The following is a 26,020-nucleotide window of genomic DNA, read 5'->3' on the forward strand; positions in this document are numbered from 1 at the left end:
CGCGGGCACATCCTCGATTCAGTATATGTCAATTCGTGATACATAAAGCACACGGCGAATTTCACGCAAATACATAAAATCGCGTGAAGATCACATAAAGCGCGCACTATTTGCGATGCTCCGCGGCAACCGAATCCTTGCCGTGAATCAGCGAAATGCGCCGGAACCGTTCCCGCTCGCGTTCCTCGTTGAAAATGGACAGCGACGGTTTGACGAGATCGTGGCGGGACACGATACCGACCAGTCGATAGCCGGACTCGTCGGCCACCACCGGCACGCGCTCCAGCGAACGCGCGGCAAGACGCGCGGCGACATGCCGGCAGGTCTCGTCCGGCAGCGCGACCTCGAGCCGTTCGTCGGCGCACAGATCGCCGACCGTCGCCGTCGCGCGGCCCATTTCGAGCGCGTCGGCCAGCCTCTGCCGATCCGCCATGCCGACGAGCCGTCCCGCCCGCACCACCGGATAGGCGCGATGGATCTGCGTCGGCCCAAAGTGCCGCGCGAGCGCGTCGGCGACGCCAAGATCCGCTTCGATCGTCTTCACGGTGCGCGTCATGACTTCATCCACGTGATGGCGTTCGAGCGGATCGATGCCGTACTCGCGATAGATGTGATAGCCGCGTCGCGCGATCTTCTCGGTCAGAATCGAGCGGCGCATGAAAAGCACGGTAAAGCCATATGAAACCGCCGCGGCGGTCAGAAGCGGCAGCAACGCATTCGCGTCGTGCGTCAGCTCGAACGCAAATACGACGGCCATGATCGGCGCGCGCATCATGCCGCCGAGCGCCGCCGCCATGAATACGAGCGGCCAGATGGCGGGGTCGCCGCCGGGCATCGCCGGACCCAGCAACGCGCCCACGCCCGCGCCCATCATCAGCAACGGCGCAAGCACACCGCCCGATGTGCCTGAGCCCAACGCAATTACCCAGATCACCGCCTTCACCAGCACGATCGCCAGCACCACGCCGACGGCCAGGTGATTCATCAGAAGATCGCCGATCACGTCGTAGCCGACGCCCAGCGTGCGCGGCTGAAAATAGCCACCGATGCCGACGGCGAGACCGCCGAGCGCCGGCCACCACATCCAGTGAAACGGCAGCCGCGCGAAGGCGTCCTCGACCTTATAGAGCCACGTCGACAATCCCCACGACAACGCGCCGGCGATCAGACCCGCAAGCGCGCATGAAGCGAGTCCGAGCGCGCCGAGCGGCAGTGTCTGCAGCGGAAAAAGCGGGCCGCCGGCCATCAACAGCGGCCGCGAAAAGCCCGCCACCGCGCACGACACCGCGACCGGCAGCAGGCTGCGTGGCCTCAATTCGAACAACAGCAGCTCCACCGCGAGCAGCACCGCGGCCACCGGCGTGCCGAACACCGCAGTCATGCCGGCGACGGCGCCCGCCACCAGCAGCGTCTTGCGCTCGCCGCTCGACAGATGGAAGAATTGCGCGATCAACGAACCGAGCGCGCCGCCCGTCATGATGATCGGGCCTTCGGCGCCGAACGGGCCGCCGCTGCCGATCGCAATCGCCGAGGCCAATGGTTTCAACACGGCAACCTTGGGCGACATCCTGCTCTTGCCGAACAGGATCGCCTCGATCGCCTCCGGAATACCATGCCCGCGAATCTGTTCCGAACCGAAGCGCGCGATCAGACCGACGATCAGACCGCCCACGACGGGCATCGCGATTACCCACGGCCCGAGTGTATTGCCGGCGGGCGAGTGATCCGCGCTCGATAGCGTCTGAAAGAAGAATGCATTAGTGAAAAAACGGATCAGATGCAGCAGGAAATCGGCGGCAAACGTGCTGAGCATGCCGACCACCGCGGCAATCATCGTAATTCGCAGAAGCCGGGTATCGGTGGCGAAGTCGCCTTTTGACGCATTCATCTGCACTGCCGCTCCTCGTCACTGGATAAAGGAATCTGTGGATCGACTCGCAGCCGTTGCTGCATGAAAACGACGCCGCTCGTGTTTCGGCAGTCGCCCTATATAGATCACAGTGTGATACATACTAACCGGTAAGCAATCGCCGTAACAAGCCAGTGAGCGCGATTGCGTTTCACGTTGCACGGGTTTGCGTTGATTGAAGCGGTGCCGCTATTTACCTGAGCGGGTAGCCCGCGGTACTCGTTGCGACGCGCGGACTCGCTCATCGATTGATGCATAGCCGTGCGCGAGAACGGTCATGATCGATTTACTGGTGCAATTAGTGGTTGCCGGCGCTGTGCTTGCGCTGGTGGTATTGCTGGTCGTCACACAGGAGCGCCGTGCGCTGAGCTACGAGTCGGGCCAGAGAAAGAAAACATGAACACCGCCTGGCTCGGAACCGGTGGGCATGTTCTCTCGATGCCATCGCGCGTTCCATTTCTCGTGCGGCGAATCTTCTGGCCATTTCACGAGTACCACCGCTCCATCGGATAACCGATCGAACACGGTGCCGCCGTAGATGCCGATTACGGTGGTGGGAACCCTGGACCCCGTTGCCGCAAAACGCGTCCATCGATCATGCCCGTGCGCGTACCGTTCGTATCGGTCGGCTATCCGCGCCGGCGCGAATGCGTAGGCGGCCGGAATAACACAAGCCGCAACGAGCACGATGGCGAAACGTCGCCGCGATGAACGTCGTTTCATCGTCAATCCTTCACACTGACTCAATAGAACGTCTTCAAAGTCCCCAGATGATGTCCGCGTCGCTTTCGCGCGCCGCGCGCATCATGTCCAGAAACGGCCATGCGCGCTGCGAGAGTCTGTTGTGCGACTCGCGATGATTGCCGGCCGAGCAATGCAACGTTTCCACGGTTGCTTCCACCGTCGCATCGTCGGAGATTGCCGCTTCGAGCCGGCCGATTGCGCGCGGCAGTTCATCGTGTGTAATGACGCCGCGTTCGCCGAGCCGCTTACCGATCAGGCCCAGCAGATATTGAGCAAGGTCTCTGAGCATCACGACATCCGGTGACGCCGTCGATTGAAAAGTGATCATCATGATGGCTCCTTTATAGATGTGCGAGATAACCGGACAACAGATCATCTCCACCTTTTCCATCATTTTATATCACGGCATGATAAAAATTCTCAGCCGTCGCCGTGATGAAACCATGCGTTACCCGCCCTGACCCGGCTTCCACCTGTCAGTGAATACACCCCGCTTTTTCCGCGCCAAAGAACGCCAAAACGGCTTTTTATATCATATTGAAATATAATCATGACCACACTGTATTCGCGTTGCCAGGGTTTCCCCGGTAATGTCGGGCCCGGCATAATCGACTACTTTCCGCTTCTATCTTGTCCCGCACCCTCGTTTCCAGCTGGCTTTCCAGTTTTCTCCCCGCACCGGTCGCCGTGAAATGGCACGAGCGTGCGCGTTCATGTCTCGGCGCACTGCTCGGTATCGCTTTCACCGGCGGGCTCATGTATCTGCTGCTCGGGCCCAGCGCGAACATTCCGCTGCTCGTCGCGCCGATGGGCGCGTCCGCGGTGCTGCTGTTCGCGGTGCCCGCGAGTCCGCTCGCGCAACCGTGGTCGATCATCGGCGGCAATCTCGTATCCGCGACGATCGGCGTGACCTGCGCGAAGCTGATCGGCGATCCGACTCTCGCCGCCGCGCTGGCGGTCGCGCTGTCGATCTGCGGCATGTTCGCGTTGCGCTGCGTGCATCCGCCGTCGGGCGCGGTCGCGTTGACCGCGGTGCTCGGCGGCCCCGTCATTCATGCGCTCGGCTATCGGTTCGTGATGGAGCCCATTGCGATCCAGTCGGCCGCGCTGCTGTTCGCCGCGCTCGTCTATCACGCCGCCACCGGCCACCGCTATCCGCATGCGGGACGGCAGGATCGCGCCACGGCCAGCCAGGCCGCCGACGAGGCATCGCGCGTCGGCTTCACACGCGCCGACGTCAAAGCCGTTCTCGGACGTCGCGACGAAATGCTCGACATCGATCCGGACGATCTTTATTCGCTGTTGCGCGAAACGCAGCTTCAGGCGTTTTCGCGCAGTTTCGACGAACTGCGCTGCGAAGACATCATGTCCCGCCACGTCGTGGCGGTATCCGCGGCAACGCGCGGCGCCGCCGCGTGGGATCTGTTCAGGCGCAACAAGGTGAAAGCGCTGCCGGTCGTCGACGCCGGGCAGAAACTGATCGGCATCGTCACGCGCGCCGACTTCGTCGACAGGAAAAGCTTCGGCGCGTTTGCGCCGATCCTCAGTTACTTCGACGGCTGGCTGCGCGGCGACACCCTTCGCACCGCGGACGTCGGCAGCGTAATGACCACCGAGGTCTGCAGCGTCAATGCGAATGAGCCGATTACCGAACTCGTGCCGATGTTCGCGAACTTCGGCCACCACCACGTGCCGGTACTCGATCACGCGGGGCGCGTAGTCGGCATGATTACGCAGGTGGATCTGATCTCCGGTCTTTATCGACAAACCGTTGCCAAAGCCCGCCAGACCGCCTGATTGCACGCCGGAGAAAGAGCCTGCGAAAGCCGGCTGAAAGAATTGCGCGACCAGTACTGCATTGCACGAACCGGATTCCGCCCAAATACATCATTACGTGATATATTTTTTCGTTTCTTCACATCGGCGGATATCCAATGAAAGTACGGACTCGCAGGCTGGCCAAGAGCGACTTCGAACAACTCTCGGAGTTTCGCTATCAGATGCGGCGCTTCGAGCGGTTCTCCGAACAGGCCGCGCAGAACGAAGGCATTACGCCGCTGCAATACCTGTTGTTGCTGCATATCAAGGGTTATCCGGAGCGCGACTGGGCCACCGTCGGCGAACTCGCCGAGCGGCTTCAGGCCCAGCACCACGGCGTCGTCGCGCTGGTGTCGCGCTGCGAGGCGCTGAATCTGGTACGCCGCCGGATCAGCGAAACCGACCGCCGTCAGGTTGAAGTTCACCTCGAAAAAGCGGGCGAGCGAGTACTCGAGCGGCTCGCGGAATTGCACCGCGCGGAACTGAAATCGCTCGAAGGTTCCTTCCAGATTCCACAGATCGACTTCGAATAACCATGAGCATGAATTCCCACAAGCGCGACTTTTCGGCCAACGCGCGGCTGCCCGGCATTTTTGCATTGGCGGCGTGCATCGGCTTCGTCAGCACGCTTGCCGCTTTCGTATTGCTGAACCTGATCCATCTGTTCACCAATCTGTTCTTCTTCGGCACGCTGTCGTTCGTCGAACGTTCGCCTGCCACCAACACGCTCGGGCTCTGGGTCATCGGCGTGCCGGTGCTCGGCGGGCTGATCGTCGGGCTGATGGCGCGCTTCGGTTCCGAGAAGATCCGCGGGCACGGCATTCCCGAAGCAATCGAGGCAATCCTGTTCGGCAAGAGCAGGATGTCGCCGAAAGTGGCTGTGCTCAAGCCTCTGTCGTCAGGCATCGTGATCGGCAGCGGCGGACCGTTCGGCGCGGAAGGTCCGATCATCATGACCGGTGGCGCGCTCGGCTCGCTGATCGCGCAGTGCGTGAAAGTCACGTCGGCGGAACGCAAGACGCTGCTCGTAGCCGGCGCCGCCGCCGGCATGACCGCGGTATTCGGCACACCGGTGGCCGCCGTGCTGCTCGCGGTCGAACTGCTGCTGTTCGAATGGCGCCCGCGCAGTTTCCTGCCGGTCGCGGTGGCCTGCGCGGTCGCCGGTTTCGCGCGTGCGATTTTCTTCGGCACGGCGCCGCTGTTTCCGCTTCAGACTGCGGCGCCGGACGGCTGGTCGCTGATTTCATGCGCCATCGCTGGTGTGCTGTCGGGTGCGCTGGCATCCGGGCTGTCCGCCGCGCTCTATAAAGTGGAAGACCTGTTCGGCAAACTGCCGATCCACTGGATGTGGTGGCCGGCGCTCGGCGGGATCGTCGTCGGCATCGGCGGATGGCTCGAACCGCGTGCGCTCGGCGTCGGTTATGACGTGATCGGCGATCTGCTGCATCAGCACATCGCGTTGCAGATCGCCCTTCTGCTGCTCGCCGTGAAGGCGGTGATGTGGGTCGTCGCGCTCGGCTCCGGCACGTCCGGCGGCGTGCTTGCGCCGCTGCTGATGCTCGGCGCCGGACTCGGCACCGTGCTCGCGCACTGGCTGCCGGGCAGCGAGCCGGCGCTGTGGCCGCTCGTCTGCATGGCCGCGACGCTCGGCGCCACGCTCGGCGCGCCGCTGACGGCGATCGTATTTGCATTCGGCCTCACGCACGACAGCAACGCGCTATTGCCGCTGTTGACCGCAACGCTGATCGCGCACGGCTTCTCGACGGTGGTGATGCGGCGCTCGATCATGACCGAGAAGATCGCGCGCCGCGGCTATCACATCTACCGCGAATACGGCGTCGATCCGCTCGAGCGCCACTATGTCGACGAAGTGATGACGGCATCGGTGGAATCGGTCGATTCCAGCAGGACGATCGGCGACACGCTGCAGACGCTGTTCGGTGCGAACCAGTTGCGCCGCGCCTATCCGGTGGTGCGCGACGGCGCGGTGATCGGCGTGGCCGACCGCACGCTGCTCGAACGGTTCTGCGCCGACGACGAGCAACGCAGGCGTGCGATGACGCTCGCCGATGTATTCGCTGAACAGAACCCCGCGTTTGCATTGCCATCCGAAACCTGCCGGCTCGTCGCGACGCGCCTCGCGGTACTCGGTCTCGAACGTCTGCCGGTGGTGGCCGACCGCAAGAGCATGCGTCTGGTCGGCATCGTGTCGCGCAGCGATCTGGTCAAACCGTCGCTCACGCACTTCGAAGAGGAGCACAAGCGCGAGCGCTTCCGTCGCATTGGGCCGTCGCTCGGGAAACGGCGCTTTGCACCGGTTCGCAAGGTCGGCTAGAAAAGCCGCCATTGACGATAAAAGGCCGAGGCCACTGATGGCCTCGGCCTTTCTGTTGGTACTTCGAGTAATCGAGTAAGTTAACGAAGCACCTCCGCTTACGCTCAGTTATTTGCCCGCGCCACGCGACTCGACGCAGCCAAGCATAAGCGTATCGCCCGATTTGGCGCCGGGGCTCAGCGCGGCGCTGTGGAACTCCGCGTTATCGCAATGCCATTCGGCAAGAAAATCACGCTGGCACCCCATCGTCATGCCGCCTTTATGCAGCCCCGGCACCGAATAGCCGCAGGTCGACCGGCCGTTGCAATGACGCGCGACGTCTCGGGTCAGGTTGCCGCGCGGCGCGCCACAATTGTCGCCGTAAGTGCCCGATACGATCGTGATCGTGCGCTCTTCGGTGCCGGCGTTCGCGGCCAGCAGGAACACGCCCAATATGACCGGTATGCAGCGGACGATTCCGCTGGAAAAAGCCGGTCTGTTTTCCGTATGGCGATTCACCGTCATCACTTTGCGCCTCCTTTGAGCCTGGCCGAAAGCCGTTGATGAAGGCAACCTAACAGCAGGCGCCGCCCCGCTCCGCCTTCAATCGCGCCAGCACCTTCGCGACCATCCGGTCGCATTGAGCGCCGCCGAATTCGAACAGATCACGTTCGACGAGACCCATTTCCCGCGCCAACGCCTCGCTCAGCAAATTCTTCGCGCGGAAATGGCGGCTGCGCACGGTGGCCTCCGGTATCGCGAGACACTGCGCGGTTTCCTCGACGCTCATTTCCTCGACAGAACGCAGTACGAACACGACACGAAACACATCCGGCAGCTCGTCCAGCTTGCGTTCGAGCAAGGCGCGCCATTCCGCGCGCGCCGCCGCGCGCTCGGGTGCATTGGAATCGTCCGCATTGATCGCATCCATATCGACATGAGTGCCTGGGTCCACCATCGGAATCACGTTCTGGCGCCGCGCTTCGCGCCGCAAACGCGCGAAGCATTCATTGAGCACGAGACGCGACAGCCACGTGAGCAGCGCGGCGTCGCCGCGAAACTGGTTCATCGCGCGATACGCGGACAGATACACTTCCTGCAGTGCGTCCTCCGCTTCCGCGTCGTTATGGAGCGTCGCGCGCGCCAGACGATACAGGCGCCGGTTATGCCGGCGCATCAGCAGCTCGAAGGCAGCCTGATCGCCGTCGACGACGCGGCGCGCGATCGACAGATCATCATCGGTTGCCGGAGACCGCGGACGTGATTCCGAACATGTGAGTGCGCTGGCCATCATAGGACGCTCGTCAGGTTGTATCAGCGGACATTCAGCGTGCCACGCATCGTCGGGTGGAAGTTGCACAGATACGGGTAGCTTCCCGCCTGTCCCGCGACAAAGCCCCACGACGCGTTCGGCGCGATGCTGCCCGAATCGAACGCCTTCGACGCCGCGCTCGCCGTGTGCGCGAACAGATCCCGGTTCGCCCACTCGACGCGATCGCCGCGGCGCACCGTCAGCGTCGGCGGATTGAAGCGCATCTGCTCGATCACGACGTAGTAGGTTGCGGGCGCGGCAATGGCATCGGCCGGCAGCATCGTGGCGGTCACAAACGCGGCCATCAGCACGCAAAGCTTATCCACCGCTCTTGCCCAATTCCGCCTGCAGGTGCTTCGCGTGCTCCAGATGCGCGACGAAAGCCGGGCGCACCTTCACGAGAAGCGCCTTCAGTTGGTCGCTCTGCGCACCGGGAATCAGGGTCTTGTCGAGCGCATCGAGAACACTTTCATGATAGGCCACTTCGTGATCGATATAAGTCCGATCGAAGGCCGTGCCCGCGAGCGTTTTCAGGTGGGCGAGGTTGTCGTCGCCACTCTGCCGGAGGCCGCGGCTCGTCGCGTTGTCCTCCGGCGTCACGCCCAGTTTGCGCACGAGATCGCCGGCCGCCTTGTTGACGCCGCCGTGGTCGGCAATCATGCGTTGCGCGAACGCCTTGACGTCCTTCGAATGGGTCTTCGACTGCGCAAGCTCGCCCGCGTCGATATCGACCTGATTGGCGGTCACGACGATCGCCGCGATTTGAGGATCGGTGGGCGCGGTACTTTGTGCATAGGCCGCGAAACCGGCGAGAAGCAGTACCGGAAATAGCGCAATACAGGTTCTTTTCATGACATGTCTCCTGAGCCGGATCGCAAACGCGCCGGTTGATATGGAGTTGGATGTCACGAGAAAAAACGCTGTTCCCGTTTTGCGCGTGTGCGTGAAACGGGAACAGCGGGCGTGGAGTGGAACGCGCTCGCGGCAAGAAGCGCGGCACCGTCAACGCTGAAACACGGTTATTCGAGCGCCTTGTCGTTCGGCGCCGCATAGAGCTGCTTCAGCGAATCGGCCATCGGAAAATCGAAGCTGACGTTCTTCGGCGGCACGGGCTTCATGAACCATTTGTCGTACAGGGTGTGGATTTCCGGCCCTTTCATCACCTGTTCGAGCGTGCCGTTGACGAGCTTTCTGAACTCGGTATCGTCGTGGCGCAGCATGAAGCCATATGCTTCCGACGATTGCGGCGTGCCGGTAATGATCCAGTCGGACGGCTTCGCGGTCAGTGTGCGTGTGCCGGCCAGCAACACGTCGTCCATCATGTACGCAACGGCGCGGCCGCTTTCGAGCGTGAGGCGCCCTTCGCCGTAATCCTTCGCGCTGATGATCTGCATGTTCATCTTCTTGTCTTCGTTCATCTTGCGCAGGATGCGCTCGGACGTCGTGCCCTGATTCGTCACGACGGTCTTGCCCGCGAGATCCGGAAAGTCCTTGATGCCGGAATCCTTGCGCGTGAGAAGACGCGTCGTCGCGACGAAGAACGTGTCGGCGAACGTCACCTGGCTCTGACGCGCCACAAGATTGGTCGTCACGCCGCATTCGAGATCGACCGTGCCGTTCTGCACGAGTGGAATGCGGTTTTGCGACGTCACCGGAATGAAGCGCACCTTCAGGTCGGAGCGTTTTGTCTTCACCTTGACCGCGTCGATGACCTTGTTGCACAGATCCTGCGAAAAACCGATGACCTGATTGTTTGCATCGACATACGAAAACGGCACCGACGTTTCGCGATGGCCGATCGCGATCACGCCGCTTTGCTGGATTTTTGCGAGCGTGGACGTCGCGTCCTGCGCGAACGCGCCCGGACTCGCCGAAGTCAGGGCAGCGAGTACAGCGAGAGCGGGCCAATTCATCACTTTCATGGGTTTTCTCCGATCGTGCGGCATGTTTCTCAGGAATTGCGGGCTTCTGCGCGAGCCGTCTACATATGTTGCCATTAAAAAAATATTCGCAACATATGTTAACTACTGAGGTTAACTACCGAGTATCGGAATCCGGATCGCCGCACCGCCCGGCGGCAACTCTCCCGGCCAACCCTGTCCGTATCGGACAGTATCCGCCAAACCGTACAGGTACTGTACCGGACCATGTCGGTAGAATGACCCTCTCCATTTCCCGCCGACACCGGAGCCCTCTATGTCCTCTGTCAGTCTCAGCGCGCTACCTGCCGGCATTCTGTTCGCGCTCGTCACGTCCATCACGCCCGGTCCGAACAACACGATGCTGCTGGCCTCGGGCGTCAATTTCGGTTTTCGCCGTACGCTCCCGCATCTGTCCGGCATCAGCGCCGGCGTGGTGCTGTTGATGCTGTCGGTCGGCATCGGGCTCGGCGAGGCGTTCCTGCATTTCCCCGTGCTGTATACGTTGCTCGAAGTCGTCAGCGTCGCTTATCTGCTGTATCTGGCGTGGAAGATCGGCACCTCGGGCGGGCTGGAGCTCGGAAAAGGCGAGCGCCGCCCGATGCGCTTTCACGAGGCAATCGCGTTCCAGTGGGTCAATCCGAAGGCGTGGATGATGGTGCTGACCGCCGCCACGACGATTCACCTGAGCGAGAGCTACGGCATGAACGTCGTTGCGATGGCGGTGGTGTTCTACGTGATCGGCTTTCCGTGCATCTGCATATGGGCCGGTTTCGGCACGGCGATGCGTCAGGTGCTGTCGGACCCGAAGCGGCTGCGTGTCTTCAATGTCGCAATGGCGCTGCTGCTCGTGTTTTCGCTGTACCCGATCGCGCTGAGGCTGCTTGGCCACGGCGGGTGAGCGCGGCGGCCAGGTCCAACGCGCCTACAACATCCCCTGCCCGACCCGTTCGATGAAGCGCCACAGCGCATCGTCGGTCGAATATGGCGCGTTGAAGCGGAACCACGCACTCGGCGCATCGTCGGGACGGAAATAGGAGCCGGGCGCCAGCCAGATGCCGTGCGCGAGGGCGGCCGTCGTGACCTCGCCGGCGCGCTCCGCCTCGATCGGCAGACGCGCCAACGCGAACAGCCCTCCGCGCGGCCGGTGGAACATCTCGATCCCGAGCGCGTCGAGCCGTGCCTCGAGCGCCGCGTGCGCGAGCTTGAGCCGTTCGTTGACCGTTTCGACATGGCGGGCGTAGCGCCCTTCGACCAGCACCTTGTCCACGATCCGCTCGATCGTTTCCGACGACGTCAGCCCCACCGCCATCTTCGTGCGCGCCAGCTCGCGCAGCACCGCCGTCTCGGCGACCACGTAGCCGCAACGCAATGCCGGGGTCACCGTCTTCGAAAAGCCGCCGAGGTACAGCACCCGCTGCAGGCCCTCCATCGCGGCAAACAGCGGCGCGCCGGGCGGCGCGAGTTCGCGGCTGACGTCGTCCTCGATCACCCAGATGCGCTCGCGCTCGGCGATCTGCAGCAAACGGAACGCCGTCGACATGCCGAACGTCGCGCCGGTCGGATTCTGCAACGTCGTGTTGACGAAGATCGCCTTCGGCTTGTGCCGCGCGACCAGCGCGTCGAGCACGTCCGTATCGACGCCGGCCGGCGTGCGCGGCACGCCATGCACGACGAGGCCGGCGAGCTTCAGGATCTGCAGCAGGTTGCCGTAGCCGGGATCTTCGACGATCACCGCGTCGCCCGCGCGCAGCAGCGTGCGCACGATCAGGTCGAGCCCCTGCGTCGCGCCCTGCGTGAGCAGCACGTTGGTCACGTCGACGGGCAGGCCGCGCCGGTCGAGCTGTTCCGCGATGCGCTCGCGCAGCGGCGCGAAGCCGTACGGATGACCGTAGTCGCCGAAGCGCGCGGCCGGCACCCGGCTCAGCGCGCGCAACGCGTGCTGCAGGCCGCTCTCGTTGATCCACTCGCCCGGCAGCCAGCCGCAGCCCGCCTTGATCGGCACCGAATGATCGGCGAACACGTCGGACAGCAGCCAGGTCGCGGTGAGGCTCGGCGGCTGCCAGTCGGCGACGGCCGGGCGCGTGGCGAAGGCGCGCGCGGCCACGCGGTAGCCAGAGCCGCGCCGCGCGACCACGAGCCCCATCGAGACGAGCCGGTTGTACGCCTCGGTCACCGTGAAGGTGCTCAGCGCATGGCTTTGCGCGAGTTGCCGCACCGACGGCAGCAGCGCGCCCGCGCGCAGCGATTGCGCTTCGATCGCGCGCGCGAAGCCTTGTACGACCTGCTCGACGAGCGTCGGCGAAGCACGCCGGCCGCGCTGAAGTTCCAGTTCGATCATGATGCGGGCGAAAAATCCGGTCGAAAAAGCAGCCGCGGCGGCGGCCGGGTCATGTGCGCGCAGCAATACAGTTTGCGCGAATCCGCCAGCACGGTTAGCACCACACTTCGGCAACTGTTTATGCCGCCATTAAACCTCGGGCGCTACAGTTTGGCTATCCAGGAAGCCCCCTTTCCTTCATCCGGGGCCGTCCGCCCAAACCACTTCGAGGAGATGCCATGACTTCGCGCCCCGTCATCGACGATCTGTCGTCCTTCTGGATGCCCTTTACCGCCAACCGCCAGTTCAAGGCCGCGCCGCGCCTGCTGGAATCGGCGAAGGGCATGTATTACCGCGGCACCGACGGGCGCGAGATTCTCGACGGCTGCGCGGGTCTGTGGTGCGTCAACGCCGGGCACGGCCGCGACGAGATCGTCGCGGCGATCACGCAACAGTTGTCGACGCTCGACTTCGCGCCGACCTTCCAGATGGGCCACCCGCTCGCGTTCGAAGCCGCGACGAAGGTCGCCGAACTGATGCCGGCCGGCCTCGACCGCATCTTCTTCACGAACTCGGGCTCCGAATCGGTCGACACCGCGCTGAAAATCGCGCTCGCCTACCACCGCGCGCGCGGCGAAGGGCAGCGCACGCGCCTGATCGGCCGCGAGCGCGGCTACCACGGCGTCGGCTTCGGCGGCATTTCGGTCGGCGGCATCGCGCCGAATCGCAAGACCTTCTCGGGCGCGCTGCTGCCGGCGGTCGATCATCTGCCGCACACGCACAATCTCGAGCACAACGCGTTCTCGAAAGGCCAGCCGGCGTGGGGCGCGCATCTGGCCGAAGAGCTCGAACGCATCGTCGCGCTGCACGATGCATCGACGATCGCCGCGGTGATCGTCGAGCCGGTGGCCGGCTCGACGGGCGTGCTAGTGCCGCCGCAGGGCTATCTGCAAAAACTGCGCGAAATCTGCACGAAGCACGGCATCCTGCTGATCTTCGACGAGGTCATCACGGGCTTCGGGCGCATCGGCAAGGCGACGGCGAGCGAATACTTCGGCGTCACGCCGGACCTGATCACGCTCGCGAAGGCGATCAACAACGCGTCGATCCCGATGGGCGCGGTCGCGGCGAGCCGCACGATTCACAACACGATCGTGGATAGCGGCGCGCCGGGCGCGATCGAGCTGTTCCACGGCTATACGTATTCGGCGCATCCGGCAGCGGCGGCCGCCGCGGTGGCGACGCTCGATCTGTATCGCCGCGAAAACCTGTTCGAGCGCGCGGCGCGCCTCGCGCCCTCGTTCGAAGCCGCCGCGCACGCGCTGCGCGGCGCGAAGCATGTGAAGGACGTGCGTAATCTCGGCATGATCGCGGGCATCGAACTCGAATCGCGCGACGGCGCGCCGGGCGCGCGTGCTTACGAGGCGTTCGTCAAATGCTTCGAGGCGGGGGTGCTGATCCGCTTCACCGGCGACATCCTCGCGTTTTCGCCGCCGCTCATCATCGACGAGGAGCAGATCGCGCATATCTTCAAGACGGTCGGCGACGCGCTCGCGACCGTGCAGTAAGCACGTCGACTGGCGGCGGCGCGTGAATTCCCGCCGAGCGTCTCGACAAGACGCCTTCGGCCGCGCCCCCGCGTCAGTGATGCGTGCGTGAAGCCCGCGTATGCGCGGCCTTCTTCGCGGCGGCGGAGCGTCCGGCCGCCCCCTTCGTCGCCGCGGCCTTCTTCGCCGCAGCCGAACGGCTGGCCGCGGGCCGTCTGGCGGCTGCCGACTTCGCCTGTTTCGACATCGCGGCAGGCGACGCCCCGGCCTTGCTCTCGCGCTTGAGCACATTCTCCGCGACGCGCGAGCGCTTCGCCGTCGACTCCTTGCTCGCGCTCTTTCCCGCCGCGCCGTCGTGCTTGCCCGCGGCACTGTCCTTCCGCGCTTTCTTGCGGGTCGCCTCGCTCGCCGCGCCCTGCTTCGGCGGCTTCACGTCGACGCCCGCGCGGCGCGCCTCGGACAGGCCGATCGCGATCGCCTGCTTCGACGACCTGACGCCGTGCTTGCCGGCGCGCACCTTGTCCACCTGTTCCTTGACGAACTCTCCCGCTTGAGTGCTCGCCGATTTGCCGGCGCGTTTATCGGCCGCGGCACGCTTCAAGGTTTTCTGCTCTGGCATGACAGTTCTCCGGTTGTGGCTGTGGCCTTATCGTTCAGCAACGGCCGTGCCGGGGGCGCAGACATGCCGGGCACGGTAAATTCGCTCATCCGCGTAAATCGCCGCGAAACTTCGGGAATTCGCAAGGCGGGACTCGCGCGCGTCGGCGGGACGGCGTATGGTTGTGAACAAGGGTCGGCGCAAGGTCCGCCCCGGCAGCCTTGGAGACATCCATGAAAATACCTACCGTTCGCGCGGGTGCGCATATCGAGGGCGTACACTGGGTTGCCGAGTACGCCGAGGACGTCCATGAAATTCGCGTGTTTCGCGAGGGGCAAGAGGTGGACGTGCATAACGCGCCGTCCACGCTGTTCGGCGACGAGGAGAACGCGGGCTCGAAGAGCACCGCCGATCACCGCGCGATCGAGGCGGCCGTGCTCGCTTATCTGAAGCGTTTCGTCACCGAGCACGACGCGGAGGAGTAGTTTTCCCGGCCGGGTCACCCGGCGGTGACGAAGCAGTCACGCACACTGACGCGAACCGCGCCTTTAGTCCGCCGGCCGCAGCTTTTTCACCTCGGCATCCGACGGCTGCACGCTCGCGCCGTCGATGTACCGGTACGAGGTCATCACGCCCTTGCCATCCTTCACGCCCGTCACGCCGACATATGCGCCCATCGTCGACTGGTTGTCCTGCGGGCGGTAAGTAATCGGCCCGAACGGCGTCTGCACGTTGAGCCCCTTGAACGCGGCGGCGAGCTTGTCGGGATCGGTCGAGCCGGCCTTCCGGATGCCGTCCGCGATCGACATCAGCGCCGAATATCCGACCACCGAACCGACGCGCGGATAGTCGTGATACCTGGCGCGGTACTCTTCGACGAATTTCCGGTTGGCCGGCGTATCGATCGAATACCACGGGTAGCCGGTCACGATCCAGCCGGTCGGCGCTTCGGCGCCGAGCGGATCGAGATAGTCCGGCTCGCCGGTCAGCAGCGACACCACCGCGCGATCCTTGAAGAGCCCCCGCGTATTGCCCTCGCGCACGAACTTGCCGAGGTCCGCGCTGAACAGCACATTGAAGATCGCGTCGGGCTTCGCATCGGCGATCGCCTGGGTCACGGCGCCCGCGTCGACGTTGCCGAGCGGCGTCGCCTGTTCGACGACGAACTGCACGTCGGGCTGCGCCGCCGTCAGCAGCTTCTTGAAGGTCGCCACCGCCGATTGCCCGTACTCGTAATTCGGATACACGATCGCCCAGCGCTTCTTCTTCAGCTTCGCCGCCTCCGGCACCAGCATCGCGACCTGCATATACGTGGAAGGACGCAGACGGTACGTGTATTTATTGCCATCGGCCCAGACGATCTTGTCGGTCAGCGGCTCGGCGGCGAGGAAGAAAATTTTCTTCTGCTTCGCGAAATCGGCGAGCGCGAGGCCGGTGTTCGACAGGAAGCCGCCGAACAGCAGTTGCACCTGCTCGCGCGCGATCAGCTCCTGCGCGACGCGAATCGTGTCGCCAGGGTTGCCGTTGTCGTCCCGCGAGACCACTTCGAGCTGCTTGCCGAGCACGCCGCCCGCCGCGTTCACCTGCTCGAGCGCGAGATTCCAGCCGTTTTTGTAAGGCCCGAGAAAGGCGGGTTGCGCCTTGTAGCTATTGATCTCGCCGATCCTGATGGTCTGCTGTGCGCTCGCGCCCAAGGTGGCCAACGAGCACGCGGCCGACACCATGAAGCGAGAGATCCATCCTGCGCGCGTGGTCATGCGTTTCTCCGTTATCAGAAGGATTGCTGGTTTTTTGGTGGCGGCCGGCCGGCGCAATATGCGCAATCCGGCGCGGATTCTGGCCTCGCTCGCCGCGGCGTCCCGCCATGCCGGCTTGCCGCTCGCGCACTGCTCGCGCGGACACGGCACAAACCCGGCGCTGGCTCGGGGCGTCGTCGAAACTGTCGCGGTAAGGCGGCATCGTACCGAGTTCGGGCCGCGCAGGCGAGCCGCGGCCATTGGGAATTGCGCGAATCGGCTTGTCCGGCGCCGCGCGGCTGCCGCGCGTCTTCCCGTCGCCGCGGCTGGCGCGTCGGCTTATACGCCCAGATAAGCGTGCCTTATCGTCTCATTCCGCGCCAGTTCGCCGATCGTGCCGCTAAAGCGGATCTGCCCTTTTTCAAGCACATACGCGCGGTCGCTGACGAGCTCGGCAAAATGCAGATTCTGCTCGGACAACAGAACCGACAGCCCTTCGCGCTTGAGCTCAAGGATCATGTTCGCCATCTGCTCGACGATCACCGGCGCAACGCCTTCGGACGGCTCGTCGAGCAGCAGCAGATACGGATTGCCCATCAGCGTGCGCGACACGGTCAGCATCTGCTGCTCGCCGCCGCTCATCTGGCCGCCCGGACGCCTCGGCATTTCGCCGAGATTCGGAAACAGGCGGAACAGTTTTTCCGGGGTCCATTGCGGCGCGCCTTCGCGCGGCGGCTGACGGCCGGTGTCGAGGTTCTCCATCACCGTCAGGTCCGCGAACACGCGGCGATCTTCGGGCACGAAACCGATGCCCATCCGCGCGATTTTGTACGGCGGCAGCGCGCCGATGTTCCGGCCGCGGAACGTCACTTCACCGTGACGGCGCGGCAGCAGTCCCATCAGCGCTTTCATCGTCGTCGATTTGCCCGCGCCGTTGCGGCCCATCAGCGCGACGACTTCGCCGCGGCCGACTTCGAGACCGACGTCGAACAGGATATGCGCGCGGCCATAGAACGCGTTGAGGCCGGAAACTTTCAGCACCGGTTCGCTCATTGCGGTGCTCCGCCCGCTTGCGCGCCGTCCGCCACGGCGCGCAACGGCGCATGCGGCCGGAACGTCCTGCCGGTGCCCAAATAGACTTCCTGCACGCGCGGGTCGTTGCGGATCGTACCGGCGTCGCCCTCGGCGATCAGCTTGCCGCGCGCGAGCACGATCAGGCGATCGGCGTAGGCGAACACGACGTCCATGCTGTGCTCGGTGAACAGCACGCCAATCTTGTGTTCGGTCACGAGCCGTTTGGTCAGCGCCATCAATTCGTTGCGCTCCTGTGGCGCCATGCCGGCGGTCGGTTCGTCCATCAGCAGCAGTTTCGGGCGGTTCGCGAGCGCGATCGCCAGCTCGACGCGCTTCACGTCTCCATATGCGAGCACGCCGCACGCGCGCTTCGCGTGCGCGTCCATGTCGACCTGTTCGAGCAGCGCGAATGCTTCGTCGGCATAACGCGAGCCCGCCGCTTTCCACAGACCAAAGGTTTTTTTCTCGCGCGAGACGAGCGCCATCTGCACGTTTTCGAGCACGGTCATCGAGTTGAACGTGGCGGCGATCTGGAACGTGCGGCCGACGCCGCGCCGCCAGATATCGCGCGGACGCATGCCGACCAGTTCATGACCGTCGAGCAGAATCGAGCCCGCCGACGGCCGCAACTGGCCGTTGACCATATTGAAGCAGGTGGATTTGCCCGCGCCGTTGGGCCCCAGCAGTGCCAGCAGTTCGCCGGCATCCAGATCGAACGAGACATCGTCGACGGCCCTTACACCGCCGAACGATCTCGACAGGCCGCTCACGCGCAGCAGGCTCATAGCCCCTCCTTGACCGCCGCGGCCCGTTGCGACGGCGACGCGGCGGCGCCGTCGGTGTGATCCGCGAGATCGAAGCCCGGATCGCCGAAACGCCCGCGAATAAAGCCGACGATGCCCTGCGGAAACGCGATCACGAGCAGCAGGATTGCGAAGCCGAGCAGCGCCTGCCAGTAATCGGTCTGGCGCGCGACCGTATCCTGCAGCCAGGTGAACACCGCCGCGCCGACGACCGGCCCGCTCAGCGTCTGCAAGCCGCCGAGCAGCACCATCACGAGGCCGTCGACCGAGCGGCTCACGCTGATCGCTTCGGGCGAGATATTGCCTTTCGAAAACGCGTACAGCGATCCGGCAAGCCCGCAAAACAGCGCCGCGATCACGAACGACGCCCATTGCACGCGCTTCACGTCGATGCCGATCGCCTCGGCGCGCAGCGCGGAATCGCGCGACGCGCGCATCGCGTAGCCGAGCGGCGAGAACAGCATGCGGCGCAGCAGCCACACGCCGAGCACCGCGCACGCGAGCGTCAGGTAATAGAACGCGACCGGCGACGACAGCCAGTTCGACGGCCACAGGCCGAGTATGCCGTTGCTGCCGCCCGTCACGTCGTCCCACTGGAACACGACCGACCAGACGATCTGCGCGAACGCGAGCGTCAGCATCGCGAGATAGACGCCGGAGAGGCGCACGCAGAACCAGCCGAACACCAGCGCGCCGATCACGGCGAGCAGCGGGCCCAGCAGCAGCGCGGCTTCCATCGGAAGTTCGAGCACCTTCAGGAAGAGCGCGGCGCCGTAGGCGCCGAGCCCGAAGTACGCGGCATGGCCGAACGAATGCAGACCGCCGGGGCCCATGATGAAATGCAGGCTCGCCGCGAACAGCACCGCGATCAGGATTTCGACGAGCAGCACCGGCATATACGGAAACGCGCCGGCCGCGAGCGGCGCCAGCACGAGCACCAGCAACACCAGCGCGGCCAGCCACTTCAGACGCTTGCCCGCCGGCCGCAACGGCGCCTCCGGCGCGCCGATGCCGCGCACCGCCGCACTCGCGCGGCCCAGCAGACCCCACGGCCGCACGACGAGCACGACTGCCATCACGACAAACTCGGCGACCAGCGTGAAGCGGCTCAACGACAGGCCGATACCGAAAATGGTCACGTGCCCGATGCCGATGCACAGCGCCTTGATCTCGGCGATCAGCAGCGCGGCGATAAACGCGCCCGGAATCGAACCCATGCCGCCGACCACGACGACGACGAACGCGTTACCGATCGTCTCCAGATCGAGCGACAGGTTCGCCGACATGCGCGGCCCTTGCAGCGCGCCGCCAAGCCCCGCGAGAAACGCGCCGACGCAAAACACGCCGGTGAACAGCCACGCCTGGTTGATGCCGAGCGCGCCGAGCATTTCGCGGTCCTGCGTCGCGGCGCGCACCAGCGCGCCCCAGCGCGTGCGCGTCAACACATACCAGAGCAGCAGCAAGACGAGCGGGCCGATCACGATCAGCGCGATATCGTAGGTGGGCAGCGGATGGCCGAGAAAATCGACCGCGCCCGCGAGATGCGGCGCGCGCGGGCCGAACAGATCGTCGGGGCCCCATATCCATAGCGCGAAGTCGCGAAAGATCAGCACGAGCGCGAAGGTGGCGAGCAGATGGAACAGCTCGGGCGCCTGATAGATCCGCCGCAGCACGACGATTTCGACGAGTGCGCCAAGCACCGCGACCGTCAGCGCGGCGGCCAGCACCGACAGCCAGAAACCGCCCGTCGTATGGCCGTAGCGGCTCGCGATGCTGTACGCGACATAGATCCCGAACATATAGAACGAGCCGTGCGCGAAGTTGACGATGCGCGTCACGCCGAAGATCAACGACAAACCGGCGGCGACGAGAAACAGCGTCGACGCGTCGGCGAGTCCGCCCACCAGTTGCACCAGCAGATTCGAAAGCATGACGGCCCTCGGGAGCCCGCCGGACGATGCGGGCGCGGCAGGCGCGGCGGCACGGTCGGCGGACGTTGAAGCGCGTGCGGCACCCTGCGCGCCCGCGTCAAAGGCAGGACACTACCAGTGAAACAACCCGCATCACAACCCACTCAAAATCTACGCCGAAGCGGACCGCCGTGCAGCGCGCGGCGCGCTTGCATCCGTTGCGGGTGCGGCAACGCCGGGGTCGGCGCGTAAAACGACACACCATTAAAAAGCCCCAAAAGTTGGCATCCAACTTTTGGGGCTCGGCTTGAAAACGTCGAGTCGCGTTTTTCGATCCGTGGACTGCGCGTGCTTACTTACGGCTTTTCCGCCGCCGCCGCCGCGTCGTCCTCGCGGAACAGCTTGTCGGCGAGATGGAACGCCGAATTCGCCGCCGGCACGCCGCAGTAGATCGCGGTCTGCAGCAGCACTTCCTTGATCTGCTCGCGCGTCACGCCGTTGTTTTTCGCGGCGCGCAGGTGCAGCGCGAGTTCTTCGCCGCGGTTGAGCGCGACCATCATCGCGATCGTCAGCAGGCTGCGCGTATGACGCGGCAGGCCGTCGCGCGTCCAGATCTCGCCCCACGCATAGCGCGTGATCAGGTTCTGGAACTCCCCGGTCAGCTCGGTGCGGTTCGCGAGCGAACGGTCGACGTGCGCGTTGCCCAGCACCGCGCGGCGCACGCCGAGTCCGGCTTCGTAGCGGTCTTCGTCGTTCATTTGGTCTCCGTCAGGAAGTCGAGCACGGTCTTCGTGAATTCGTCGACCTTCTCGATGTTGGAAATGTGCGACGCGTCGAGCTCGACGTAGCGCGCGCCCGAAATCGCCTGCGCGAGTTCGCGGCCCTGCGCGGGCGTCGCGGCGAGATCGTGCGTGCCGCTGATCACGAGCGTCGGCAGCTTGATGCCGGGCGCTTCGGGGCGCAGATCGGCCGCGTCGATCGCATCGCAGTTCGATGCGTAGCCTTCCTTGTCGGTATGCACGAACACGTCGCGGATCATCGCCAGCACGACCGGCTCACGCTCCATATAGTCGGCCGTGAACCAGCGCGGCAGTACCGCGTCGGCGAGCGCGGGCATGCCTTCCTTGCGGGCCTTCGCGGCGCGCGGCACCCACACTTCCGGCGAGCCGATGCGCGCCGCCGTATTGCACAGCACGACACGCTCGAAACGGTCGCCGTGACGCGCGGCGAGCGCGATGCCGGTCAGACCGCCCATCGACAGCCCGCAGAAATTCGCGCGCGCGATCTTCAGCGTGTCCATCAGACCGAGCACGTCGCCGGTCAACTGCTCGATCGTGTAAGGGCCCTTCGGCGCTTCCGAATGGCCGTGGCCGCGCGTGTCGTAACGCAGCACGCGGAAATGCTTCGACAACGCCGCGACCTGCGGCGCCCACATGGACATATCGCTGCCGAGCGAATTCGACAGCACGAGCCACGGCGCGTGGCCGTGACGGTCGCCGTCGATGCGATAGTGAAGCTCGGTGCCGTTGACTGCGGCGTAAGGCATGCCGGTTACTCCTTGGAATGGGCGCGCTGCGCGCGCGTGGTATGAAGCGCCAGCGCGGCGTCCACATATGCGTGCGCCTGGCCGACGTATTGAGCGGGGTCGAGCAACTGCTGCAGGCGCTCGAGCGGAAGATGTTCGGTGACGGCAGGGTCGGCGGCGAGCACGTCGTACAGCGTCCTGCCGTCGCGGATCGCCGCTTTCGACGCACGCTCGACCAGATGATGCGCGTCGAGCCGGCCGATGCGGTCGCCGAGCGCGAGCATCACCGCTTCGCCGAGGATCAGACCGTGCGTGACGTCGAGATTCGCGGCAAGACGCGCGACGTTCACGTTCAGGCCCGCGGCAATCTGTTCGATATTCGCGAGCGCGCCGCCCGCGAGACGCGCGAGATCCGGCAACGCATCCCACTCGGCCTGCCAGCCGCCGAGCGCGCGCTCGTGCTCCTGCACCATGCCGGCGAACACCGTCGCCACGAGACCCGGCGCGCGCGTCGCGGCGGTCAGCACGGCCGCGCAGCCGACCGGATTGCGCTTGTGCGGCATCGTCGACGAACCGCCCTTGCCGGCCGCGGCGGGCTCGGCGAGTTCGTCGATTTCGGTCTGCATCTGCAGGGAAATATCGCGCGCGATCTTGCCGAGCGTGCCGATCAGCATGCCGAACAGCGACGCCGTTTCGGCGATGCGGTCGCGCTGCGTATGCCACGGCAGCGTCGGCACCGCGAGGCCCAGTTCTTTTGCAAGCGCTTGCGTGACCTGCGGCGCCGCCTCGCGCAGACTCGCGAGCGTGCCGGCCGCGCCGCCGAATTGCAGCACGAGCACGCGCTCGCGCAGCGTGTCGAGGCGCTCGCGATGGCGCAGCAGCGCGTCGAGCCATTGCGCGAATTTAAGGCCGAGCGTGATCGGCAGTGCCTGTTGCAGCCACGTGCGGCCGATCATCGGCGTCGCGCGATGGGTGGCCGCGAGTTTTGCGATCGCATCGCAGGTGGCTTGCAGGCCGCTGTCGAGCAGATCGAAGGTGTCGCACAGTTGCAGCACCGTCGCCGTGTCGATGATGTCCTGGCTCGTCGCGCCCCAGTGCACGTATTTGCCGGCTTCGGCGTCGGCCGCCTTGACGCGCGCGGTGAGCTGCTTGACGAGCGGAATCGCGAGGTTGCCGCCGAGTGCGGCGTCGCGCGCGAGCGCGTCGGCGTCGAGCTGATCGGCCCGGCAGGCGGCTTCGATCGCGGGTACGGCGGATTCGGGAATGACTTGATGGGCGGCCGAAGCGCGCGCGAGCGCGGCTTCGACGTCGAGCATCCGTTGCAGCGTGGCACGCGGCGCCCAGATGTCGTTCATCGGCTGGGTGCCGCAAAGAAGGCCGGTCAGACGGGCGCTGGAGTCGAGCATGATGACGTCGATGTTCGAGGGAATCGGAGGTGAGGATGGGCGCGACATGCGACACCTGAAGCACGTGCCGCCGCGGCGCGCTGACGCTCGCGCCAGCACATGGATGCTCGTCGTTACACGCCGCTACGCGCTGTCGGATATTGTGCGCCAAACGCGGCAAGCACGGCGCCGAAGTTGCCGGGCCAGCGCTAACGAGGATTGACCCCGCAAGCGCTGGCCCGTGCGCGAAGCGCTGCGCGCCGTTCAGGCAGGCAAGCAGCCAGCCGCTACGCCTGAAGCCGCGATATCACGCCGCGTGCGCAGCCTGCGTGCCGTCGATCATCGGCACGCCGGTCAGCTTCAGCAGTTCGTCGAAGCCGATGTCGGAGAAGATCTCGCGCACGACGAGGCCTTCCTTCGTCACGTCGATCATCGCGAGGTCCGTATAGATGCGGTCCACGCAGCCGACGCCCGTCACCGGGTACGAGCACTCGGCGGCAATCTTGCTTTCGCCCTGCTTGGTCAGGTGCTCCATCATCACGTAGACCTGCTTCGCGCCGATCGCGAGGTCCATCGCGCCGCCGACAGCCGGAATCGCGTCGGGCGCGCCGGTGTGCCAGTTCGCGAGGTCGCCGGTTGCCGACACCTGGAACGCGCCGAGCACGCAGAAGTCCAGATGGCCGCCGCGCATCATCGCGAACGAATCCGCGTGATGGAAGTAGGCGCCGCCCGTCAGCAGCGTGACGTGCTGCTTGCCGGCGTTGATCAGTTCGTCGTCTTCCTCGCCTTTCGCGGGCGCCGGGCCCATGCCGAGCAGGCCGTTTTCGCTGTGCAGGAAGATTTCCTTGTCGGCGGCGAGATGGTTCGCCACCAGCGTCGGCACGCCGATGCCGAGGTTCACGTAAGCGCCTTCGGGGATGTCCTGGGCAACGCGTTTGGCCATTTCATCGCGGGTCAGTTTTTTCATGTCGGTCTCCGGTTCAGGCAGCGGCGTCGCGAGGATTGGGCGCCGGGGCATGTGCCGCTTGCGGCACTTCGATCACGCGTTGCACGAAAATGCCGGGCGTGACGATCACTTCGGGATCGAGCGCGCCGAGCGGCACCACTTCCGACACCTGCGCGATCGCGGTTTTCGCGGCGCTCGCCATGATCGGCCCGAAGTTGCGCGCGGTCTTGCGATAGATCAGGTTGCCCCAGCGGTCGCCCTTGTACGCCTTGATCAGCGCGAAATCGGCGTGCAGCGGCGACTCAAGCACATAGTGCCTGCCGTCGATCAGACGGGTTTCCTTGCCTTCGGCGAGCTTGGTGCCGTACGCGGTCGGCGTGAAGAAACCGCCGATACCCGCGCCCGCTGCGCGAATGCGCTCCGCGAGATTGCCTTGCGGCACGAGCTCGAGTTCGATTTCGCCGGCGCGATAGAGCGCGTCGAACACATACGAGTCGGTCTGACGCGGGAACGAGCAGATGATCTTGCGCACGCGCTTCGCCTTGAGCAGCGCCGCGAGGCCGATGTCGCCGTTGCCTGCGTTGTTGTTGACGATGGTCAGCTCGCGCGCGCCCTGCTCGATGAGCGCGTCGATCAGCTCGGACGGCATGCCTGCCGTGCCGAAGCCGCCGATCATGACGGTCGCGCCGTCCTGGACATCGGCGACGGCCGATTGAAGTGACTCGAAAATCTTGTTGATCATGTCGAATTTCCTTTGGGGGCGCTACGTGCCGCCGGACTGACAGCCGTGACCGGCAACACTCGCGCCGGAAACAGTCTCCGGGCATGCTGGCGACGGCTCGCAAAGTGGAGAGCGGGCTGGCGCCTTCGATGGGTTCACCGCCGAATTGTTCGTTGTATGAACAGTGATTCGTTTAGCGAACGCTTCGGCGATTATGGTTGTCCTTTGGGCGCGTTGTCAAGGCAGGGAAATCCCCTTCATGATAGGTCGCGGTGCGGAGCAATGAGGGCTTTGCGTTGCACGCGAAAAAACCGGCTGCGTAAATTCCCACTATGCTTATGGGCGATTTTTCAACTACCCTTTATAACGATACGGCATAGGCATCCGCGCCGCGTGAACCCACGACAAGCATGTCCGACACACCTCTGGATCTGAACCTGATCCCCTATCTGGTCGCGATGGAAGACACGCGCAACGTAAGCCGCGCCGCCGAGCAGCTCGGCGTCAGCCAGCCGCGCGTGAGCACCGCGCTCGGCCGTCTGCGCGAATACTTCGACGATCCGCTGTTCGTGCGCACGTCCAAAGGCATGGAGCCGACGCCGCGCGCGCTCGCGATCCTGCCCGCCGCGCGCGACGCACTGCTGCGCATCGAGAAAGGCATGCTCGACGTGCAGGACTTCGATCCGGCCACCAGCACCCATACGTTCTCGATCGCGCTCTCCGACGTCGGCGAGATCGTGTTTCTGCCGCGGCTTCTGCAACTGTTCGCCGAGCGCGCGCCGTCCGCGAATCTGCGCTCGGTTTCGCTGTCGCCGTCGCAGGTGGAACGCGGGCTCGAATCGGGCGACGTCGATCTTGCCGTCGGCTATTTCCCGGACCTGTCCGGCACCAACTTCTTCCAGCAACGGCTCTTTACGCATCGCTTCATCTGCCTGATGCGCAGCGGCCATCCGCTGTCCAGGGCGCCGCTCACGCTCGAACAGTATGTCGCGTCGGGACATGCGGTCGTGCGCGCCGAGGGACGCAGCCAGGAGGTGCTCGAGCAGTACCTGGAAAAGAAGCGCATCAAGCGGCGCGCGGTGCTCGAGACACCGCATTTCATGAGCCTGCCGTTTATCCTCGCGCGCACCGATCTGCTCGCGACCGTGCCGCACGCGATCGGCTTCGCGTACGTGTCGGAGCACGCGTCGATCATGCTCGTCGAGCCGCCGCTGCCGCTGCCGCGCTTCGATCTGCGGCAGCACTGGCATCGCAAGTTTCATAACGATCCGCGCGGTAGCTGGCTGCGGGGCGTCGTCGCCGAGCTGTTCAACGATGCGATGGATGAATGGCCGAAATAGCCGGCCGGGCAGTCGCCTCGCGCGGGCCGCCCCGCCGGCGCAAGGGACATCGGCACGTTCGGTCGCAAAACATGGAACAATGCCCGCAGTTACTGACCC

Annotated in this window: 26 protein-coding genes; 8 read left to right on the forward strand and 18 right to left on the reverse strand. The window is 64.7% G+C overall.

Annotation, left to right across the window (positions count from 1 at the left end; all coding sequences use genetic code 11):
* Window positions 1–106: 106 nt before the first annotated feature.
* Window positions 107–1,888, reverse strand: coding sequence for a chloride channel protein (locus QM685_RS31220; RefSeq protein WP_415122752.1), 1,782 nt, complete (start codon window positions 1,886–1,888; stop codon window positions 107–109).
* 298 nt (window positions 1,889–2,186) lie between these two features.
* On the opposite strand from QM685_RS31220, the gene QM685_RS31225 reads away from it, so the two are divergent.
* Window positions 2,187–2,309, forward strand: a complete 123-nt coding sequence (locus QM685_RS31225; protein WP_415122754.1) for a hypothetical protein — start codon at window positions 2,187–2,189, stop codon at window positions 2,307–2,309.
* Between the two features lie 357 nt (window positions 2,310–2,666).
* On the opposite strand, the gene QM685_RS31230 is transcribed toward QM685_RS31225, so the two are convergent.
* Complete coding sequence (locus QM685_RS31230; protein ID WP_415122756.1) at window positions 2,667–2,984, reverse strand: DUF1840 domain-containing protein; 318 nt, start codon at window positions 2,982–2,984, stop codon at window positions 2,667–2,669.
* Between the two features lie 299 nt (window positions 2,985–3,283).
* Between QM685_RS31230 and QM685_RS31235 the strand changes: the two genes are divergently transcribed.
* From QM685_RS31235 to QM685_RS31245, 3 genes are all read left to right on the forward strand, one after another.
* Window positions 3,284–4,450: an HPP family protein gene (locus tag QM685_RS31235; protein ID WP_415122758.1), complete on the forward strand. Its 1,167-nt coding sequence runs from the start codon at window positions 3,284–3,286 to the stop codon at window positions 4,448–4,450.
* A 137-nt stretch (window positions 4,451–4,587) separates the two neighbouring features.
* The gene (locus QM685_RS31240) at window positions 4,588–5,004 is read left to right on the forward strand and encodes a MarR family winged helix-turn-helix transcriptional regulator (protein ID WP_415122760.1); all 417 of its coding nucleotides are present in this window, start codon (window positions 4,588–4,590) and stop codon (window positions 5,002–5,004) included.
* A gap of 2 nt (window positions 5,005–5,006) precedes the next feature.
* Window positions 5,007–6,806: a chloride channel protein gene (locus tag QM685_RS31245; RefSeq protein ID WP_415122762.1), complete on the forward strand. Its 1,800-nt coding sequence runs from the start codon at window positions 5,007–5,009 to the stop codon at window positions 6,804–6,806.
* Window positions 6,807–6,914: 108 nt separating this feature from the next.
* Here QM685_RS31245 and QM685_RS31250 read toward each other — a convergent pair whose 3' ends face one another.
* From QM685_RS31250 to QM685_RS31270, 5 genes are all read right to left on the reverse strand, one after another.
* Entirely contained in the window at window positions 6,915–7,310 is a 396-nt protein-coding gene (locus tag QM685_RS31250) for a hypothetical protein (RefSeq protein WP_415122764.1), read from the reverse strand.
* Window positions 7,311–7,359: 49 nt separating this feature from the next.
* Entirely contained in the window at window positions 7,360–8,079 is a 720-nt protein-coding gene (locus QM685_RS31255) for an RNA polymerase sigma factor (RefSeq protein ID WP_415122766.1), read from the reverse strand.
* 20 nt (window positions 8,080–8,099) lie between these two features.
* Window positions 8,100–8,402, reverse strand: a complete 303-nt coding sequence (locus QM685_RS31260) for a cupredoxin family copper-binding protein (RefSeq protein ID WP_415122864.1) — start codon at window positions 8,400–8,402, stop codon at window positions 8,100–8,102.
* Between the two features lie 13 nt (window positions 8,403–8,415).
* Complete coding sequence (locus QM685_RS31265; protein WP_415122768.1) at window positions 8,416–8,949, reverse strand: DUF4142 domain-containing protein; 534 nt, start codon at window positions 8,947–8,949, stop codon at window positions 8,416–8,418.
* Between the two features lie 167 nt (window positions 8,950–9,116).
* Window positions 9,117–10,019: a glutamate/aspartate ABC transporter substrate-binding protein gene (locus QM685_RS31270; RefSeq protein ID WP_415122770.1), complete on the reverse strand. Its 903-nt coding sequence runs from the start codon at window positions 10,017–10,019 to the stop codon at window positions 9,117–9,119.
* 274 nt (window positions 10,020–10,293) lie between these two features.
* Between QM685_RS31270 and QM685_RS31275 the strand changes: the two genes are divergently transcribed.
* Window positions 10,294–10,917, forward strand: a complete 624-nt coding sequence (locus QM685_RS31275; RefSeq protein ID WP_415122772.1) for a LysE family translocator — start codon at window positions 10,294–10,296, stop codon at window positions 10,915–10,917.
* Between the two features lie 24 nt (window positions 10,918–10,941).
* Here the strand turns inward: QM685_RS31275 and QM685_RS31280 are convergent, their stop codons facing one another.
* Complete coding sequence (locus QM685_RS31280; protein ID WP_415122866.1) at window positions 10,942–12,357, reverse strand: PLP-dependent aminotransferase family protein; 1,416 nt, start codon at window positions 12,355–12,357, stop codon at window positions 10,942–10,944.
* 218 nt (window positions 12,358–12,575) lie between these two features.
* Between QM685_RS31280 and QM685_RS31285 the strand changes: the two genes are divergently transcribed.
* Window positions 12,576–13,904 carry an aspartate aminotransferase family protein gene (locus QM685_RS31285; protein ID WP_415122774.1) on the forward strand — a complete coding sequence of 443 codons (1,329 nt, stop codon included), beginning with the start codon at window positions 12,576–12,578 and terminating at the stop codon, window positions 13,902–13,904.
* A 73-nt stretch (window positions 13,905–13,977) separates the two neighbouring features.
* Here the strand turns inward: QM685_RS31285 and QM685_RS31290 are convergent, their stop codons facing one another.
* Window positions 13,978–14,502 carry a DUF6496 domain-containing protein gene (locus tag QM685_RS31290; protein WP_415122776.1) on the reverse strand — a complete coding sequence of 175 codons (525 nt, stop codon included), beginning with the start codon at window positions 14,500–14,502 and terminating at the stop codon, window positions 13,978–13,980.
* Window positions 14,503–14,714: 212 nt separating this feature from the next.
* On the opposite strand from QM685_RS31290, the gene QM685_RS31295 reads away from it, so the two are divergent.
* Window positions 14,715–14,966, forward strand: a complete 252-nt coding sequence (locus QM685_RS31295) for a hypothetical protein (RefSeq protein WP_415122778.1) — start codon at window positions 14,715–14,717, stop codon at window positions 14,964–14,966.
* Between the two features lie 63 nt (window positions 14,967–15,029).
* Here the strand turns inward: QM685_RS31295 and QM685_RS31300 are convergent, their stop codons facing one another.
* From QM685_RS31300 to QM685_RS31340, 9 genes are all read right to left on the reverse strand, one after another.
* On the reverse strand, window positions 15,030–16,238 hold the full coding sequence (locus tag QM685_RS31300; RefSeq protein WP_415122780.1) for an ABC transporter substrate-binding protein: 1,209 nt from the start codon (window positions 16,236–16,238) through the stop codon (window positions 15,030–15,032).
* A gap of 318 nt (window positions 16,239–16,556) precedes the next feature.
* On the reverse strand, window positions 16,557–17,270 hold the full coding sequence (locus QM685_RS31305; RefSeq protein ID WP_415122782.1) for an ABC transporter ATP-binding protein: 714 nt from the start codon (window positions 17,268–17,270) through the stop codon (window positions 16,557–16,559).
* Complete coding sequence (locus QM685_RS31310) at window positions 17,267–18,076, reverse strand: ABC transporter ATP-binding protein (RefSeq protein ID WP_415122784.1); 810 nt, start codon at window positions 18,074–18,076, stop codon at window positions 17,267–17,269. The genes QM685_RS31305 and QM685_RS31310 overlap by 4 nt, the downstream gene beginning before the upstream one ends.
* Window positions 18,073–20,025: an ABC transporter permease gene (locus QM685_RS31315; protein WP_415122786.1), complete on the reverse strand. Its 1,953-nt coding sequence runs from the start codon at window positions 20,023–20,025 to the stop codon at window positions 18,073–18,075. The genes QM685_RS31310 and QM685_RS31315 overlap by 4 nt, the downstream gene beginning before the upstream one ends.
* Window positions 20,026–20,360: 335 nt before the next feature.
* A complete protein-coding gene (gene pcaC, locus QM685_RS31320; protein WP_415122788.1) occupies window positions 20,361–20,762 on the reverse strand; it encodes a 4-carboxymuconolactone decarboxylase in 402 nt (133 codons plus the stop codon).
* On the reverse strand, window positions 20,759–21,550 hold the full coding sequence (gene pcaD / locus QM685_RS31325; RefSeq protein WP_415122790.1) for a 3-oxoadipate enol-lactonase: 792 nt from the start codon (window positions 21,548–21,550) through the stop codon (window positions 20,759–20,761). The genes pcaC and pcaD overlap by 4 nt, the downstream gene beginning before the upstream one ends.
* Before the next feature lie 5 nt (window positions 21,551–21,555).
* A complete protein-coding gene (locus QM685_RS31330; protein WP_415122792.1) occupies window positions 21,556–22,935 on the reverse strand; it encodes a 3-carboxy-cis,cis-muconate cycloisomerase in 1,380 nt (459 codons plus the stop codon).
* Between the two features lie 286 nt (window positions 22,936–23,221).
* On the reverse strand, window positions 23,222–23,881 hold the full coding sequence (locus tag QM685_RS31335) for a 3-oxoacid CoA-transferase subunit B (RefSeq protein ID WP_415122794.1): 660 nt from the start codon (window positions 23,879–23,881) through the stop codon (window positions 23,222–23,224).
* Between the two features lie 13 nt (window positions 23,882–23,894).
* Window positions 23,895–24,602, reverse strand: a complete 708-nt coding sequence (locus QM685_RS31340; RefSeq protein WP_415122796.1) for a 3-oxoacid CoA-transferase subunit A — start codon at window positions 24,600–24,602, stop codon at window positions 23,895–23,897.
* Between the two features lie 389 nt (window positions 24,603–24,991).
* Between QM685_RS31340 and QM685_RS31345 the strand changes: the two genes are divergently transcribed.
* Window positions 24,992–25,921, forward strand: a complete 930-nt coding sequence (locus QM685_RS31345; RefSeq protein WP_415122798.1) for a LysR family transcriptional regulator — start codon at window positions 24,992–24,994, stop codon at window positions 25,919–25,921.
* Window positions 25,922–26,020 lie beyond the last annotated feature (99 nt).

Source organism: Paraburkholderia sp., assembly GCF_047605525.1.
In the GTDB taxonomy this organism is placed as follows: Bacteria; Pseudomonadota; Gammaproteobacteria; order Burkholderiales; family Burkholderiaceae; genus Paraburkholderia.